The sequence below is a fragment of the Methanomethylovorans sp. genome (assembly GCF_041447285.1).
GTDB lineage: Archaea > Halobacteriota > Methanosarcinia > Methanosarcinales > Methanosarcinaceae > Methanomethylovorans.
In genome coordinates this window covers 24,228-42,244 of sequence record NZ_JBGMEB010000017.1, presented here as the reverse complement: position 1 = coordinate 42,244, position 18,017 = coordinate 24,228, and the positions used below count along the sequence as shown (strand labels likewise).

Here is an 18,017-nt window from a genome sequence, read left to right as displayed (position 1 = left end):
ATGGATCAAAAAATAGCATATAGAAGCGAAGGCAAAGATTTTATGATTTTTATAGCATAAAGTTTTATAGAATGGAAGTAATAGGTGTGAAAAATGGCCCTAATTGATAAACTGCGCGCTGAGCCAGAAATATGGGAACTCTTTACAAAAAGGGAAGAATACAACCCTCTTTTTTTAGATCAATATGAGAGGTTTCCTTACTATTTAAGTAAACATGCAAACTTAATGGAGCCAACTGTATCTAAATACTTGATAGACAATGGATTAAATCCGGCATACCCTGATGGAAAAAAGTTTGCTGTATGCCTTACTCATGATATTGATGTTATTAAACAGGGATTTAGAAACTGTGCATTTGAATCTGCAAAATCCGCAGTAAAAGGTAATTATAGAAACAGTATGCGATATGCATTCTCTGTCCTCAATAAAAAGAGACATCCATTCAGGAATTTTGAAGAAATAATGGAAATTGAGGACAAATACGGAGCCAAATCAAGCTTATATTTCCTTGCACTTAGACCTGGAGAAAGAGACTTCAATTATAATGTAGAAGAAATTGCTGATGAGATTGGAGAGATTTCTGATAAAGGATGGGAAGTGGGCCTGCACGGAGGACATGGATCTTATGATAATCTTGAAAAGATGGTCCAGGAAAAGAAGTTGCTTGAGAGTGTTTTGGGAAAAGAGGTTATAGGCTACAGAAATCACTATCTTAGATTCAAAACGCCAGACACATGGGAACTATTAAGCAAAGCAGGATTCAAATATGATACAACATTTGGGTATGCGAATTGCGCAGGATTCAGGAACGGAATTTGTCATCCTTTCAAGCCATTTAATCTAAACACTTCTAAGGAAATAGATATTCTTGAGATCCCGCTTGTGATAATGGACCGTACACTTTTGATGGATTACATGAGATTGGATTTTGAAAAGGCATGGGAACTTACAAAGCAATTGATCGATAGAGTTGAACAATATAGAGGCGTAATTACCATCCTCTGGCATAATAATTCAATGGATGGGATTTTCCTGAAATTCTATGAAAAGATATTGAAATATTGTTCCGAGAAAAATGCTTGCATAACCAGTGGAGCAGAGATTTGCAATTGGTGGGAAAAAAATGTCAGAGATACAAATTAGAGAACTTGGTCCAGCTGAATACAAACTCTGGGACGAACTTGTAGAAACATCATCATGTGGAACTGTATTTCATACAAGTGATTGGTTAACACTTTGCAGAGATACTTTTAGCAAAGATCTAAAAATATATGGTTGTTTCCAAGAAGATGCTCTTGTAGGTGGATTCCCTCTTTTTATAAGAAAAATGAATGGGATCTTTAAGGTAGCTTCTTCCACATGTGAAATGACCCCTTACGGTGGAATTGTAATCAAAGATTTTCCAGGCGCTAGCGTAAGGAAACAAGTTCAGGAATCTCATGAAATATTGAACCAGTTGCGTGTATTTCTTTCCAATATGAAATTGGATAGCATTGAAATGAAGCTGTCTCCTGACTTCAAGGATATCAGACCATTTACATGGAACGGATGGGAATCAGGTGTTTTCTATGCATACTATCTGAATTTAGAAAAAGATATAGATGCCGGACTTTCTAAAGACCTGAAAAAGAACATCAATAAATCAGCAAAAGAAGGTTTAGTGGTTAAAAAACTAAAAGATTCTAATCTATACTACAATCTATTTTCAATGGTTTATACCAGGCAGAATCTCAGCTCACCTGTACAGAAGATTTTCTTTGACCGAGTGATTGAATTAGTAGAACGAAAAAATATAGGTGAAATGTGGATTGCTGAGACCCCCGAAGGAGAACGTGTGGCAGCTCAGATAAGAGTATGGGACAAACAACGAGTATATGCATGGACAGCATCATCAGATCCATCTTATAGGAAAAGTGGAGCAAATTCACTAATATATTATAACGTGATTAGTGATCTAAAAGTAGAAGGCCATAAAGAGATCAATATGCTGGCAGCAAATCATTCCCAATTCACAGACTTTATCACTGGATTTAATCCGGAATTGGTTCCTCATTATTTAATTAATTACACTAGTCAAAGATACAAGCTTTTAAGGGTTTGCAGAGGATTATTTAAAAAGTGAGTTGAGTAAATAATGCTCTTCAGATTACTAAAATTACCTTTCAATGTTTTAAAGAGCTTGAGAAGATATGCAGAAGAGATCATTGGATCTGGCATTTCAAAAAAGTGGAGCAAAATCGATAAGGTAAACATAACTACTGTTGATGAGGCATCATTGACTGATGTACTTAAAATATATAGTCAGAATTTTCCTAACAGATCCGAGAAAAAGCTGATCCGATACTCACAGATATTCCCGAATATTTTTTATGTGATTCAATATAATGGCAAATCTGTCGGTTATTGCAGTTACTACATACAACCAACGCTTTCCTTAAGAAAAATAAAAAGATCGGCAGTTATTTTTTCAGTAGCAGTAGATCGAGATTTTTCAAGAAAGGGGTTTGGAGAGGCGCTTTTAAGGGAAAGTATCAAGGAATTGAAAGTTAATAGGATTGAATCTATATGGTTATTTGTCAATGCTGAAAACAACGCCGCTATTGGATTATATAAAAAGATTGGATTTGAAAGCACCGACATAATAGAAAATATGTATGGGGAAGGCAAAAACGGCTGCAAAATGAGACTTTTGTTGAATTAACAAAAGCGATTTTATTCCATGATCTTATTAACTTTTCTAATATGGAATGTGGAAAAATGTGTTTTTAAGATCTCTTTTTTGTAATTTTTGAAATTCCACTTCTGATGAGATCCTGCTCTTTCTGATTAAAGCTTTTAAGAAGGAAGGTGGAAGCTACATACAATATTGCTCCAACAACGGCATTCCTTACTAAAGAAAATAAACTATTTGAATCAAGGAAAAATAAGAAAAAACACATAATAAGGGAAGCAAGCAATGATTTTGAAATGAATATCCAATCAATTTTTGGTTTTAGATATTTAAATGATACTTTGGCGCATATCAATACCATTAACAGGTATGCTACAAAAGTTGCAAATCCAGCTCCTACTATGCCATAAGGAGGTATCAGTAAAAAATTCAATATTGCATTAGATAAAGCAGCAAATAAATGAATGAACAAATTGAACTGAGTTTTCTTGACTAAATGAGTAATATTAATAAGTATCTGAAATACACCTGCTAACAAACCTGAAAATGCCACATATGGAATAACATTGCTTCCAGCTATGAACTCGGGAGTTGTTATAATAACTAGTAATGGTTTTGCAAGAAAAGTGAGACCTAAACAGGCAGGAATCGCACCGTACAAAAAATATCGGAGAGATAGATTGATGTAATTTGCAGCTTCATCATATTTTCCTTGATTATATAGTCTAGAAAGTTCAGGAAACAGTATAAATTGAATTGGTGTTATTATGAAAGTAACCAGATTTCCAATTCCATAAGCTGCAGAATAAACTCCTGCAGAACCCAATCCCATGAAATAAGTGACCAAATACCTGTCACTGGAATCTGTAACCCACCTAATAACAGAATTTGGTGTTAGAGGCAAGCTGTATTTTAGTATTTCCTTAATACCTTTAAATTTCGGCAATGAAAAACCAATCTCTGAAATTATAAAATACATCGAGATCGCAAATAATGTGGACTCAATCAATACTAAAGAAACTATTATCGATAAAAGCCCAAAGCCGGAACGAAGCAAAAGAATAGTCACAATAAGATGACCTATCGATTTAAAAATGCTAAGACTGGCAAAAGTGTTTATTTTTTGGAATATCCTGAAATAGTACAATGAGATTTGCTCAACGGCTAAGAGTAATACTAAAAGAGAACCACATTGAACATAGTATGATGCTTTTGGATCACCAAATATTGATCCTGCTAAATAATCCGATGATAAATAAAGCATTGCAGAGATGAAAATTCCAGCTGAGAAAACAATAGCCAGAACTGAAAAATATGTTTCTCTTACCCGTTTAAGATCTTGTTCACCTGATAGGAACCTAACGATCCCCATTGATAAACCCATAACAGCTACTGGGCTTAGAAGTGATACAGTTACTGAAATTTGAGCCCAAGTACCATAATCATAAGGCCCAAGGGTTTTTGTAATTATAGGTAGCAACAAAAATGAACCTAGAGATGTTAAAATCTGAGATAGGGCTACTATCCCTATATCTTTTATAAGTTTATAGTTTGACATAAAAACCCTTGAAATAAATATTGAATTAGGTAGCTCATGTTAGAGATTTTTAACTATATAACCCTTTAGCGTTCTGTAAAGTTTTGCAATTATTTCTGACTTTTACCGGTTCTTTATTAGAAATCCTCTGTGATAAGTGATGATCAACCAAATAATAGTACGAATGTGTCTGCAGATGTCTATTTACATTATCAATTTTAGTTGATTGATATCTATTGCAATGGATTTTCTATGGAACTTGAATATAACGCCGTATATTCCATAATATTTGCTTAATAATATTGCAATCATATAATATAAAGCTATTTTTAAAATAAAAACCATTAAAATAACCAATGCAACCTTTCATTTTAGCTATTCACTAGTTTAATAAGCAATTAGCTGAACTTGATTAACTTTGGTTAGGATAGATTATATAAAGATCAGACAAAATATTAGATTATTAATTTGTTTTAATATTTAAATGAATATGTTTAGATTTACATATTTTCGGCAAATATTTATCTAGCATTAAATCAATCTGGCTTTCAGACATAATTTTAATTACAACTATCCTAAAACAACAGAGGAAAGTGAAATATGTTTAAAAGTAGAAGTATAAAAATTTGTGAAAGATTTAGCGCTCACAGATGGGCTAAGTCTCGCCATGTATTACTAATTACATTAACCATCAGTAGTCTCTTCGTTTATTCATCAAGACCTTCTTTTGCTAAAAACTATAATGGCTTAAATGCTGAAAACAAAAACAAATCTGTTATAAAAAAAATATCTGTTTTGTTTCTGGCTTTTTCAATCTGCTTCCTGTGTTTTTCAATTGTTGGATCGAATTTAGCATCCGCAGCAACAGTATATGTTGATACAGATGGAAGTGGAAACTATAATTGTGATGGAACAAATGACCACGTTGAAATTAACAAAGCATTAACAGATACCTACAACAACGGCGGCGGCACTGTATACCTAAGAGGACCAAATACATACTGGATAGACGCAACCCTTGAAATTGGATCAAATACTATTCTTACCGGTGATTCAAGCGCCTGTATCAAATTGGTACCGAATGCAGGGTGGTCTGTTGACGTACCACTAATAAGAAACAAAAGCGGTGCACAAAAAGGTATCACTATCAAAGGATTTGAGATCGACGGAAATAGTGAAAAACAATCAGTATCTCGTGGCAAAGGATATTATAATCTGATGTATTTTGAGAACTGCAAAGATATTACAGTAACAGACATGCGTCTGGAATGGGGAACTGGAGACGGATTAAAAGTAAAGAACAAGCCTTATTCATACAGTTCTTCAGCAAATATAAAATTCACAGGCAATTCTGTATATAAGCTGGGACATGATGCCCTGTATGTTCTGGGAATGAATGGAGTAACTGTAGCTAATAATGATGTATTTACAAGAACAAACAGCGCTTTCAGATTGTCAAGTTCCGGTAATGCAAAGATCTATAATAACGTGGTCCATTCAGAAATTGGTACTGGAGGCACTTCAACAGGTCCAGGTATAGAAATTGATAAGAGCAGTGGGTACAAATCTGAAAATATTGAAATATACAAGAACACTTTCCACACCCTTAATGGTGCAGCTATCTGGATAGATGGTGAAGACCGGGATAATGTAATACGTGGAAAGAATGTATACATACACGATAATACAATGCGCAATGTTGGCCAGTATGGTAGCAATACTGGATACAGCAATGCAGCAATCACAATTGGACAGTTTGATAACACAAGGATTGAAAATAATGTTATTGATAATGGTGGCCATGCTGGTATCAAGTATTATCAATATACCAATTCTTACAAGATGAGTGCAAAGTTCACCACATATGTAACTAACAACGTTATCAGAAACTGTAATAAGAATGTGGCAACAGGTGTCTGGAACTATAACTCTGCAAACCACAAATTTGTACTGAAAAATAATCGCATCTCTGGCAATGCAAAGGGCCCGTACACTGGTGCAAATATTGAACATAGCGGAGATACTTCTGACTCTTCATCCTCAAGTTCATCCACTAGTGATAGTTCTTCAGCTGTTTCAAACAAGGCAGATAACCCACCGGTGGCAAACGCTGGTGCAGACAAAACAGCTGCTGTGAATGCTAAAGTGTTATTTGATGGTAGTGCATCCACTGACGACAACGGAATAAAATCTTACTCATGGGACTTTGATTCATCAAATGGTATAAAATCAGAAGCTACCGGTAAGACTGCCACAAAGACATATACAAAGGCTGGGACTTATACAGTGACATTGACTGTTACTGATACAAGTGGACAAAAATCCACAGACACAGTAAAGGTAGTCGTTGGCACTTCAACAACCACAACAAGTACAACGACATCAGGTTCCACAACGACAAGTTCCGGAAACAATCTACCGGTTGCAAATGCCGGGGCAGATAAAACAGCTGCTGTGAATTCTAAAGTATCCTTTGATGGTGGTTCTTCCACAGCCAGCAATAAGATAGTGTCTTACAGATGGGACTTTGATGCTTCAAATGGTATAACAACCGAAGCCACGGGTCAAAGAGCTACAAAGACATATACCAAAGCTGGAACTTATACTGTGACACTTACTGTCACTGACTCAAAGGGACAGAAATCCACAGACACTTTGACGGTAGTTGTTGGTGGCAAAACAAGCGCTGCAACCACAACAAGCACAAGTACAACTACAACAACTACATCAGGTTCTGCCACAACAAGCTCCGGAGATAAGCCACCAGTCGCAAACGCAGGAGCAGACCAGACCGCCACCAGAGGAAAAGCTGTTAGTTTCTCTGGCAGTTCGTCCACTGATGACAATAAAATAGTCTCTTACAGATGGGACTTTGATGCATCCAATGGTATAACCACTGAAGCTACAGGTATGAGAGCTACCAAGACGTATACAAAAGCTGGAACTTACACAGTGACACTAACTGTGATTGACTCTAAAGGACAAAAATCCACAGACACATTAAGGGTAGTTGTCAAGTAATTCCAGAACGTTGTAGAGAACTTGGGTCCTAACATCTTAAAATCAAGGGATACCAAGTTTCATTCATTTTTAGGATCTCAGTGGGAAGAACATGCTTGAATTATTTTGATATTATGAAATCATACTCACATCATGATTTTACATACTTTGTTTGTAGCATAATATACCCTATTATTTTTTATAGATACTATTAGATGATTTAGGAACAAATTAAGTAAGATGTATTACAAATTAAATATTTATTAAATTAAATACATAGCTATTTATTTATATTTCCTATAATAATCACTTTCTTTTGGATCAACTATTTTTCCAGAACTGCCATAAAAAGAGGCAATATACCACTAAACTAGACAATATGTTGTGGATCCATACAAAATAAAAATATACAATACTATTAATGTTAAAAACAATATTTTTAAATTTACATATTTTCGGCAAATACTTATCTATCATAATGTCAATCTGCTTTTAAATTAAATTTAAATAAAAATTCTATAAAAACGATAAAGGAGAGTGAATATGTTTAAAAGTAAAAGCATAAAAATTTGCGAAAGATTTAGCGCTCACAGATGGGCTAAATCTCGCCATGTATTACTAATTGCATTAACGATCAGTAGTCTCTTCGTATTTTCGCCAAAAGCTTCTTTTGCTAAAAACTATAATGGCTTAAATGCTGAAAACAAAAACAAATCTCTTATAAAAAAAATATCTGTTTTGTTCCTGGCTTTTTCAATCTGCTTCCTGTGTTTTTCAATTGTCGGATCCAGTTTAGCATCCGCAGCAACGGTTTATGTTGATACCGATGGAAGTGGAAATTATAACTGTGACGGAACAAATGATCACATTGAAATTAACAAAGCATTAACAGATACCTACAACCTCGGCGGCGGCACTGTCTACCTAAGAGGACCAAATACATACTGGATAGATGCAACCCTCGAAATTGGATCAAATACAATACTTACCGGAGATTCAAGCGCTTGTATCAAATTGGTACCAAATGCAGGATGGGCTGCTGAAGTACCGCTAATAAAGAACAAAAGTGGTGCACAAAAAGATATTACCATCAAAGGATTTGAGATCGACGGAAATAGTGAAAGTCAATCAGTATCTCGTGGCAAAGGATATTATAATCTGATGTATTTTGAAAATTGTAAAGGGGTTACAGTAACAGATATGCGTCTGGAATGGGGAACTGGAGACGGATTAAAAGTAAAGAACAAGCCCTATTCATACACTTCCTCAGCAGATATAACATTCACAGGTAATTCTGTATATAAGCTGGGACATGATGCTTTGTATGTTCTGGGAATGAATGGTGTAACTGTAGCTAATAATGACGTATTTACAAGAACAAACAGCGCTTTCAGATTATCAAGTTCCGGTAATGCAAAGATCTACAATAACGTGATTCATTCAGAAATTGGTACTGGAGGCACTTCAACAGGCCCAGGTATAGAAATTGATAAGAGCAGTGGGTACAAATCTGAAAATATTGAGATTTACAACAACATATTCCACACCCTTAATGGTGCAGCTATCTGGATAGATGGTGAAGATACAGATAACGTAATACGTGGAAAAAATGTGTACATACACCACAACACAATGTATAATGTTGGGCAGTATGGTACCAATACAGGATATAGCAATGCTGCGATCACGCTTGGACAGTTTGATAACACAAGGATAGAAAACAACGTCATTGACAATGGTGGTCATGCTGGTATCAAATATTACCAATATACCAATTCTTACAAAATGAGTGCCAAGTTCACTACCTATGTAAATAACAACATCATCATGAACTGTGCCAAGAACGTGGCAACCGGTGTCTGGAATTACAACTCTGCGAACCACAAATTTGTACTAAACAATAATTGTATCTATAAAAATACAAATGATGCCTACACCGGCTCAAATATTGAGCATAGTGGAGACATATATGTTGATCCTCAATTTGTATCTTCTACCACCCGTGACTACCATCTCCAAAGCAAGGCCGGCCATTATTCAAGTGGTAAATGGGTAGCAGATTCCACATCCAGTCCCTTAATAGATGCAGGTTATTCCGAATCTTCCTATAGCAATGAACCTTCTCCAAATGGGGGTAGGATCAATATTGGGAGGTATGGTAACACTGCTCAGGCTTCAAAGAGTAGTTCAACCGTTTCAAATGAGATAGATGCTAAACCCGTTGCCAATGCTGGTTCTGATAAAACCGTTCCTGTTGGCTCAACTGTGCTATTCAATGGAAATTCTTCCACGGATGATAAAGGTATAGCTACCTACTCATGGGACTTTGATGCTTCAAATGGTATCACTTCTGAAGCTACTGGGGTAACAGCTACCAAAAAATATACCTCTGCAGGTACTTACACTGTGACCCTCACCGTCACAGACGCGGCAGGCCAGACAGCTACAGACACCGTTAATGTAATTGTTAGTGGAACAACAACCACAACTCCAGATACAACTACATCTACGGGGACTTCGGTTTCATACTCTCCTACCTATGATAATAGGTTGCGTTCAGATTCAACAAGTACAGTGTATTCCACTTCTACCTATCTTGACATTGGAAAGAGCTCAGCTGCTGCCAGAGATCTGATGTTGTTCGATCTGAGCAGCTACAAGACAACTGATACAATATCAAAGGCAACTCTCTCACTATATTGGTATTACCCTGCAAGTACCACGCGTACTTCTGACACTGTAGTTGAAGTCTACAGACCAGTTGCATGGGATCCAAAATATGTGAGTTGGAATAATCGTGCTTCTGGCACTGCTTGGAGCACAGCCGGAGGAAACTGGTATGACAAGAACGGGGTGGCTCAGGGAAGTACACCTTATGCAACTCTCATATTCTCAGCAAGCACGGTACCTGGCAACAAGTACTATGATTTCGATGTCACACAGCTTGTGCAGGAATATGTAAGTGGCAAGTACACTAACACTGGTTTCTTCATCAAGGCAAGGACTGAAAGCGGTAATTACATTGCCTTCTACAGTGCCGAATCTTCAAACACTGCCATGAGACCAAAGTTAACAATAACCTCTACATCAGGTGGTTCAACTAATGCAGATATTACAGATAGTGTACCAGTTGCAAATGCTGGCTCTGATAAAAATACAGCAACCAACTCAGCTGTCACTTTTGATGGAAGTGCTTCCACTGATGATAGAGGCATAGCTTCATATTCATGGGACTTTAATGCATCAAACGGTATTACATCGGAAGTTACAGGTAAAACAGCGACAAAGACGTTCACAACTGCAGGTACTTATACTGTAACGCTTACTGTCACAGATACAGCTGGTCAGACAGCAACCGATACAGTAAATGTAGTTGTTAGTGGAGCTACTTCTGTAGATGCCGCACCAGTTGCAAATGCTGGTTCTGACAAAACCGCCACAGTAGGTTCTGCTGTCACTTTTGATGGAAGCACTTCCACCGATGACAAAGGCATAGCTTCATATTCATGGGACTTTGATGCATCAAACGGCATTACATCCGAAGCCACAGGTAAAACTGCCACAAAATCATATACAACAGCAGCTACTTACATTGTAACGCTTACTGTCACAGATACAGCCGGCCAGAAGGCAACCGATACAGCAAATGTAGTTGTTAGTGGAACAACAAGCACTACAACAAATACATCTACGTCAACAGGAACTTCGGTTTCGTACTCTCCTACCTATGACAACAGGTTGCGTTCAGATTCAGCAAGTACGGTATATTCCACTTCTACGTATGTTGACATTGGAAAGAGTTCAGCCACTGCCAGAGATGTAATGTTGTTCGATCTGAGCAGTTACAAGACAACTGATACAATATCAAAGGCAACTCTCTCACTATATTGGTATTACCCTGCAAGTACGACACGTACTTATGATACTGTAGTTGAAGTTTACAGGCCAGTTGCATGGGATCCAAAGTACGTGAGCTGGAATAATCGTGCTTCTGGTACTGCCTGGAGTACAGCCGGAGGAAACTGGTATGATAAGAACGGTGCTGCTCAGGGTAGTATACCATACGCAACTCTGACCTTCCCGGCAAGCACAGTGCCTGGCAACAAATATTATGATTTCGATGTCACACAGCTTGTGAAGGAGTATATCAGTGGCAAGTACACTAACACTGGTTTCTTCATCAAGGCAAGGACTGAGAGCGGTAACTACATAGCCTTTTACAGCTCAGAGTATTCAAACAATGCTATGAGACCAAAGCTTACTGTGACAAGTTGATATGAAACTGCGAGCGAAAATAACTTCGCTCGATTTCTTTTTTTGTTAACTCATCCATTTAGAAATAACTATATTTTTTGGGTGTAGAATATAATAATATATTTATATTTTGCCGCCCAATAAGTAGTACAAATATTGCACATTATGATACAACTTGAAATTAATAGTACACAAAAGTTTAGGAGTTAATTTAAGAATAAACAATAAATTTTTTATTGGTCGACATATAGTTATAATTATATACCATAATTATCGTGGTTGAAGTATACAAGGTGATAATCAACTGTTCTATTATTGTATTTGCAATGTTTTAAAAAACATATCCATAGATTATCATATCAATAATATGACTTTTAGATACATAAGAGTGAATTCAACAGGTGGGCGCAAAATGGCTTCTGATGTGGTTTCTGACAGGGACAAAATTTGTTTTGGAGAAATAGCTGATCATTATCATGAGAATAAAATCATATTTGGGATAAAATATTTTAGGAAATGGGTTTTGGAGCGACTCGCATCAACTTGCCCGATTCCTTCATGGAGAGCAAAATTTCATAGAATGAGAGGAGTGAATATTGGAAAAAATGTGTACATCGGTTATGATGTAATATTTGATAGAATTCACCCTGAAATGATCACAATAGAAGATTTTGTTGAAATTGGTGATCGCTGCATACTATCCTCTCATTCAAGAGGCAGTCTGACTACAAGAAAGGCATATCCAAGAACTATAGAGCCAATTATTATCAGACGTGGTGTTTCTGTAAACCCCGGCTGTATAATTACTCAGGGAGTAGAGATTGGCGAGAATTCCATAATAGGCATTGGATCTGTAGTTAGCCGCAATATTTCTCCGAATAGTCTTGCTTTAGGCTTCCCGGCCAAAGTTGTAAAAAAGCTGGACGTTGGAGATGAAGAAAAGAAAGAAGAAAAATCAGAAACAAAAACAGAAGTAAAATCAGAATCTTGTTGATTCACTAATACATTTAAGTAAATAAAAGAGGATTGATCTGTATTATTTCTGATCAACCCATCTTTTATCCTTAATTACTTTTTTCCTCTGGTCATGATCCTTACGAGTAGTGATTTTTTGATCTCTACTGCATGACTTGGACAAAGTTCACGACAACAATAACATTGGATACACTTTTCTTCATTGATCTTCAATGAGCCATTTTTTTCCTCTATAGCATCCACTGAACAGTTCAAAACACATGCCTTGCAAAGTGTGCATATAGAAGGGTTGATGAAGGGTTTTACTGTGAACTGCTTTCTGAGCATTCTTCTAAAGAAAGGAGGCATAAGAGCAAGTGCCCCACCTGTTGGTTTTTTGAATGAAGTCTTCACTTTTTCCAGGGGTGTTCCTACAACTTCCGGCTTCTTAGTACCAAATCCTCTGGCGAGTGCAGCTTTATTTGTGGGTATTTGCAAGGGATCAAATCCTATGAGTTCAGATGCAACTACATCCAATGCTACACAGTCATAACTTGCCATGATCACGCCTGAGGATATGGGAGTACCAGCTGATGGACCATCTCCCTCCATTCCCACTATACCATCCATGATTGCAAGATGGGGTTTGACGAAAGAATAGATATCTACAACTGCATCTCCAAAAAGATCACGGTCCTCCAGAAAATGAGCATCTTTTCTGTCTTTTCTTGGTATAACACCAAAAAAGTTCTTAACAGCTCCAGTATACAGAGTGAGTTCATGGGTTTTGAGCTTAGGAAGCGAAATGATCACATCTGCATCAAGTACTGCTTTTGCTATGTGCAGACGTGGGAATTGCTTAGCACCAGGAACATCAACCTCGACAAAACCCGATGTTTCAAAGTTGATAAGCTCTGCACCGGAAGTTAAAGCTGCTTCTTCAATACCCGATACTCTAAGTGCTTCTGCAGTAGCAGTTGAAGCAGAGCTTGTAACTCCAGAACCATCTCCTACGATGGGAATACCGCCTGCTTCTTTAACAAATTCACACATCACCGATACAATTGCAGGATGAGTAGTAACTGCGGCCTCTGGGCGTTTAATGGCAAGTACATTGGGTTTTAACAGGACACGATTGCCTGGAGATATGATCTTTTCAAGACCCCCAATAAGATCAAGTGCTTCCTTGATAGCATCTCTTGCTTTCGAATAATCATCGCATTTAACAATGGACACTTTAGTGTTCATAATATACCCTTCCTATCAAAATGTAAACGATATATGACAATAATTAATTATATCGTTTGACAGCCATCCACCGCAATAACAGATCCGCTAACATAACTTGCAAGGTCTGAACTTAAGAACAACACAACTTTTGCTACGTCTTCGGGAGTACCAATTCTCCCAAGAGAAATATTGGATAGCATTTTTTCCCTTATATCAGGTTTGATATCTTTGATCAGGTCAGTTTCTATAAGACCTGGTGAAATAGCATTGACAGTAATCCCATATCTTCCAAGTTCTTTTGCAACAGATCGCGTAAATCCAATAACAGCTGCCTTACTTGCAGAATAGACAGCTTGACCTTCATAACCTTGAAGACCGACAATAGAAGAGATGTTAATAATACGTCCTGCTCTTTGTTTTCTCATCATATTCGATGCATACCTGGTACAAAGGAAAGTTCCCTTTAGATTAACATCGATAGTATGATCAAAAAGTTCTGTACTGGTAAGTGCCAGAAGACTGTTTCTCATAAGTCCGGCGTTGTTTACCAGCACATCGATCCTGGAGTATTTTTCTTTTATTGAGCTGAACATGTCCTTTACTTCATCTTCTGATGAAACATCGGCTTTGATCATAGAAGCAGAAAAACCCTTTCCATGAATCATGTCAACAAGTTCAGCAGCACCTTTTTCATTTTTATTGTAATTGACGATAACATGTGCGTGGTTTTCTGCAGCAAGCAAGGCTATAGCTTTTCCTATACCCCGGCTTGCTCCAGTCACCAATACAACTTTACCATCAAGCATTTATCTCACGTTTCATCTGTTAATATAACAGGTTGGAGGAGCTGATCTTATGTACTCTGTAGTGCTTTCTACCCTATCAAGGTGCTTAAGGGCATTCTGCACAGTCTCCTTGGGTAGTTTTGTGTTCTTCTCGATCACATCAAGAGACAATTTATGCTCTCTACCATACAGCAACTGATCCATGATCTGAATGGGCATGCGCCAGTAAAATTCCTGGTCTGTGGTATAATGGCTCCATGTGTCTGCACTTGGTGGCCTCTTGATGATCTCTTCATTGACATTGAGGTATTTTGCCAGAGCATAGACCTGAGTCTTGTAGCAATCTGCCAGAGGCTCAATATCCACACCACCATCTCCATACTTTACGAACTGACCAAGAACCAATTCAGTCTTGTTGGTTGTTCCGCAAACTATGTAGTTCATTTTTTCAGCATACATGTACTGAACGATCATCCTGGAACGCTGCTTTACACCCTGCAGTCCGATTATTTCCAGATAATCGTTTGCTTTTAACCTGTGCTGTGAAACAAGCTCACCATCTTTGAAAAGTTTCATATATGGAACATTCACTGCACCTGTACTCAGGAAATCAGGCAACACAAGTGATGTCTGGTGAATCTTGGGATCATATTCAGGGCAAGCTCTCTTTATTACTTGATCCTTCTTATTGTAAATATCAAGTGCTTCAAGTATTGGAGATATAGGAACTTCTTCATAAGTTACTCCAAGACTCTCACATATTTCTGCACCTAAAGGAGTGCTTGAAGCAGCTGATTCTTTCTCAGGAAGGAGCATTCCAAATACATTTTCAACTCCAAGTTCCTCTACGCACAGAGTAAGGATCACAGCTGAGTCGATACCGCCTGATACACCTACAACTGCACCTTTCTTCTTAAAACCGGAAATCTGTTCTCTGATAAAGTGTCTGAGAGTCAGAGCTACCTTATCAATATCTCTGTTAAGTTCGTCCATTATCTGCATAGTATTTCTCTCCTCCTATGTTATTGAACTGTTAATGGCATTATGTAATGCAAGGGAATTTTCCTTACGGCAATGGCAACGATCAAATTACATTATGACTTTTTTAAAGGGTTCACCTTTACTTTCAATTCTTTGGAAACTTCATCGATCAGTGGCTGTGATAGTTCCTGATGAAGTTTTTCCAGTCCAACTTCCCGGGACATATCGCCGTTCCTGACAATTCCTGCTATATCAAACGCATAAGGATGAATCCCGTATTTTTGCAGGTGATTATGACAGGCAAGGGAGTTCAATTTACAGTTGGTAGAGTTGCTGTCATTGAGTTTTGGAGGCTTCCAGCCGATCTTAGTCACAGTCTCAACTACCATATCCTCATTATAATCCCACATACATAGAGGATGGATGATCATAGGAGGATTGCTTTTGTCCATATTTTGAATAACTGACTTTTTGATCATGAAGCTTTCATCTTTGTCATCAATGCCAATTTTTTCAAGCTGTTTTTCGAAAAGATTTCTTGATAGATTGATAAAATTATAGTTCAACTTGATTATAGGATTAGGAGCTTGTCCAGCTGTGAAAGCAAATATTATGACAGGTGCATTTCTTGCAATGGCATTTTCTATCAGCTTCTGCTTGATGATACTGATGCAAGTGTTGCAGATATCACTGGCTCTGTATTTAGCAAATTTAGGAAATGCATCCACAGAATCAGCAGCTTTTTTCCAAGCATCGCATAGCTGTTTCCTGTCCATCGTCAGTTCATAATAGTCAGATCCTGTGATCTCACACATTTTCTTGGCATTTTCAATCGCATTCTCAGATATGAAACCATTATTGAACAGAACAGCCAGGACTTTAAGGAATGGATAATCCTTTTTCAGCTTATAGAGCGTATATGATGAATCTTTTCCACCTGATAATGCATAGATTACGTCATATTCACCCTTGCCTTTAATTCTATCAAATATCTCTTCCATCTCTGCCAGGTATTGTTCTTTTTCAGCTTCAGTGAGAGGTTTATAAGTTTCACAGAAATGACAGAGACCAGTCTCCGGATTGATCGTTATACCTGGAATATCAGAGTCCAGGACACATTTTTTACATACAATTTTTGACATTTTTGTATTCCTCTATAATCAATCGATTGGATATCTTACCGTTCTCAGTTAATGGAAGGCGTTCAATAAAGAGAATCTCCTTAGGATGTAAGTGAGACGGAAGATTCTTGCGACAGAACTTGAACAAAACGTCAATATCAGTTTCCGGCTCAGGTATTATCATGAGACTTATGGCAGTTCCCATTAGATCATGAGGTACTGGCACAACAAAAACTGCAGAGACTTTATTGTTGTTTTCAATAGATTTCTCTATTTCTCTTGGATTTACCAAATGGTCTCCTATTTTAAGGAGATCGTCCTTACGTCCCATTAATTTGAAGTAGCCATTAGGTAACTTCTGCGCGAGATCGCCGGTATACATCCATCCATCTACTATTTTCTTTTTAGTCGCATCTTCGTTATCCAGATACCCTATCAGTATATTGTCACCCTTAGCAACCAGTTCACCTGTGATATTTGGTCCTACAGGGTTTCTGTTATCATCAAATACATCCAGAATTACACCTGGAATTGGCTTGCCTATAGTTTCGATGAACTCTTCAGCGTCTTCCTTTGGCACGTATGCAAGCCTTGCTGTAGCTTCAGTTTGACCATACATCGGTAATATCTCGATGCCAGGAGCCAATTCCTTTATGTTCCTGACAATCTGTTCGGTCATACCTCCGCCTGCTGAGGCAGCAATCTTGACATTAGAAAATGCCTTTTTGAACCTATCCGGATAACGCAAAAGTATACGATATGTACTGGGTACACCGTAGAATACAGTGACACCTGATTCAACTAAACCAAAAACTGAGCCTATGAACTTCATATTCCCCATAGAGATGCATCCGCCTGACATCAAATGGGAATTAATGATTGAATTTCCAAAAGCATGGTGTGGGGATATTACCTGTGCTGCTTTATCGGCGGAAGTGAGATTTAGTATTTCGATAATTGCTGCTGCATTTGTAGTGATATTTTTATCACTTAACATCACACCTTTAGGAATACCGGTAGTGCCAGAAGTATACAATACAAGCCTCAATTCAGGATGATTGGACTCTACTGATATTTCTTTGCGTAAAAACTTCAGGGAATTATCATCAGAAACGACGATGACAGTCCCAAAACGCTCGAAAAAAGCTTCCCCGAATTTAGAATACTGTGTCTCTGTTGTAATTATATTCCTGATATGACCAGCATCAAGTATCTTTTCCAGACTGGATGAAGGCATTTCGATCGGCATCGGAATAGCAACATTATCCGATCTGTATACTGCCATGAGCATTTTTATATACTGTATGCCCATCTCTTCAAGTATTGCAAACCTACAATGCCTAAATTCCCGCATAGATGAAGCTATGTCATTAACATTAGCTTCAAGGGTTCCATATGAAATAGAATTATTACCCTCTTCTAGGGCAATGCGAGAAGGTGTTTTTCTGGCATGCTCTGTAAGATATGCATCAATTTTCATTATC

Annotated in this window: 12 protein-coding genes; 6 read left to right on the top strand and 6 right to left on the bottom strand. The window is 37.5% G+C overall.

The window, feature by feature from the left end; genetic code table 11:
- Window positions 1-93: 93 nt before the first annotated feature.
- From ACC612_RS10520 to ACC612_RS10510, 3 genes are read left to right on the top strand one after another with little or no spacing between them, the layout of a single operon-like run.
- Window positions 94-1,143 (top strand): polysaccharide deacetylase family protein, encoded by a 1,050-nt coding sequence (locus tag ACC612_RS10520; RefSeq protein WP_371854488.1) that lies wholly within the window; start codon window positions 94-96, stop codon window positions 1,141-1,143.
- Entirely contained in the window at window positions 1,124-2,122 is a 999-nt protein-coding gene (locus ACC612_RS10515; protein ID WP_371854487.1) for a GNAT family N-acetyltransferase, read from the top strand. Before ACC612_RS10520 ends, ACC612_RS10515 begins: the two co-directional genes overlap by 20 nt.
- A 57-nt stretch (window positions 2,123-2,179) precedes the next feature.
- Window positions 2,180-2,701: a GNAT family N-acetyltransferase gene (locus tag ACC612_RS10510; protein WP_371854486.1), complete on the top strand. Its 522-nt coding sequence runs from the start codon at window positions 2,180-2,182 to the stop codon at window positions 2,699-2,701.
- 64 nt (window positions 2,702-2,765) lie between these two features.
- On the opposite strand, the gene ACC612_RS10505 is transcribed toward ACC612_RS10510, so the two are convergent.
- On the bottom strand, window positions 2,766-4,229 hold the full coding sequence (locus ACC612_RS10505; protein ID WP_371854485.1) for a flippase: 1,464 nt from the start codon (window positions 4,227-4,229) through the stop codon (window positions 2,766-2,768).
- A 774-nt stretch (window positions 4,230-5,003) separates the two neighbouring features.
- Here ACC612_RS10505 and ACC612_RS10500 point away from each other — a divergent pair.
- The 3 genes from ACC612_RS10500 (at window position 5,004) to ACC612_RS10490 (ending at window position 12,456) form a co-directional block, all read left to right on the top strand.
- Window positions 5,004-7,229 (top strand): PKD domain-containing protein, encoded by a 2,226-nt coding sequence (locus ACC612_RS10500; protein WP_371854484.1) that lies wholly within the window; start codon window positions 5,004-5,006, stop codon window positions 7,227-7,229.
- Between the two features lie 522 nt (window positions 7,230-7,751).
- The gene (locus ACC612_RS10495) at window positions 7,752-11,483 is read left to right on the top strand and encodes a disaggregatase related repeat-containing protein (protein WP_371854483.1); all 3,732 of its coding nucleotides are present in this window, start codon (window positions 7,752-7,754) and stop codon (window positions 11,481-11,483) included.
- Between the two features lie 391 nt (window positions 11,484-11,874).
- Entirely contained in the window at window positions 11,875-12,456 is a 582-nt protein-coding gene (locus tag ACC612_RS10490; RefSeq protein ID WP_371854482.1) for an acyltransferase, read from the top strand.
- Window positions 12,457-12,530: 74 nt separating this feature from the next.
- Here ACC612_RS10490 and ACC612_RS10485 read toward each other — a convergent pair whose 3' ends face one another.
- The 5 genes from ACC612_RS10485 to ACC612_RS10465 form a co-directional block, all read right to left on the bottom strand.
- Window positions 12,531-13,664 (bottom strand): DUF362 domain-containing protein, encoded by a 1,134-nt coding sequence (locus tag ACC612_RS10485; protein WP_371854481.1) that lies wholly within the window; start codon window positions 13,662-13,664, stop codon window positions 12,531-12,533.
- Window positions 13,665-13,711: 47 nt separating this feature from the next.
- The gene (locus ACC612_RS10480; RefSeq protein WP_371854480.1) at window positions 13,712-14,452 is read right to left on the bottom strand and encodes a 3-oxoacyl-ACP reductase family protein; all 741 of its coding nucleotides are present in this window, start codon (window positions 14,450-14,452) and stop codon (window positions 13,712-13,714) included.
- Between the two features lie 12 nt (window positions 14,453-14,464).
- The gene (gene nadE / locus ACC612_RS10475; RefSeq protein ID WP_371854479.1) at window positions 14,465-15,433 is read right to left on the bottom strand and encodes an NAD(+) synthase; all 969 of its coding nucleotides are present in this window, start codon (window positions 15,431-15,433) and stop codon (window positions 14,465-14,467) included.
- Window positions 15,434-15,525: 92 nt separating this feature from the next.
- The gene (locus tag ACC612_RS10470; protein ID WP_371854478.1) at window positions 15,526-16,554 is read right to left on the bottom strand and encodes a hypothetical protein; all 1,029 of its coding nucleotides are present in this window, start codon (window positions 16,552-16,554) and stop codon (window positions 15,526-15,528) included.
- Window positions 16,535-18,013 (bottom strand): class I adenylate-forming enzyme family protein, encoded by a 1,479-nt coding sequence (locus ACC612_RS10465; RefSeq protein WP_371854477.1) that lies wholly within the window; start codon window positions 18,011-18,013, stop codon window positions 16,535-16,537. The genes ACC612_RS10470 and ACC612_RS10465 overlap by 20 nt, the downstream gene beginning before the upstream one ends.
- Between the last annotated feature and the right edge of the window lie 4 nt (window positions 18,014-18,017).

Coding starts and splice junctions, on each gene's coding strand:
- ACC612_RS10520 (WP_371854488.1), top strand. CDS start 94: ATGGCCCTAATTGATAAACTGCGCGCTGAGCCAGAAATATGGGAACTC.
- ACC612_RS10515 (WP_371854487.1), top strand. CDS start 1,124: ATGTCAGAGATACAAATTAGAGAACTTGGTCCAGCTGAATACAAACTC.
- ACC612_RS10505 (WP_371854485.1), bottom strand. CDS start 4,229: ATGTCAAACTATAAACTTATAAAAGATATAGGGATAGTAGCCCTATCT.
- ACC612_RS10495 (WP_371854483.1), top strand. CDS start 7,752: ATGTTTAAAAGTAAAAGCATAAAAATTTGCGAAAGATTTAGCGCTCAC.
- ACC612_RS10490 (WP_371854482.1), top strand. CDS start 11,875: ATGGCTTCTGATGTGGTTTCTGACAGGGACAAAATTTGTTTTGGAGAA.
- ACC612_RS10485 (WP_371854481.1), bottom strand. CDS start 13,664: ATGAACACTAAAGTGTCCATTGTTAAATGCGATGATTATTCGAAAGCA.
- ACC612_RS10480 (WP_371854480.1), bottom strand. CDS start 14,452: ATGCTTGATGGTAAAGTTGTATTGGTGACTGGAGCAAGCCGGGGTATA.
- nadE (WP_371854479.1), bottom strand. CDS start 15,433: ATGCAGATAATGGACGAACTTAACAGAGATATTGATAAGGTAGCTCTG.
- ACC612_RS10470 (WP_371854478.1), bottom strand. CDS start 16,554: ATGTCAAAAATTGTATGTAAAAAATGTGTCCTGGACTCTGATATTCCA.
- ACC612_RS10465 (WP_371854477.1), bottom strand. CDS start 18,013: ATGAAAATTGATGCATATCTTACAGAGCATGCCAGAAAAACACCTTCT.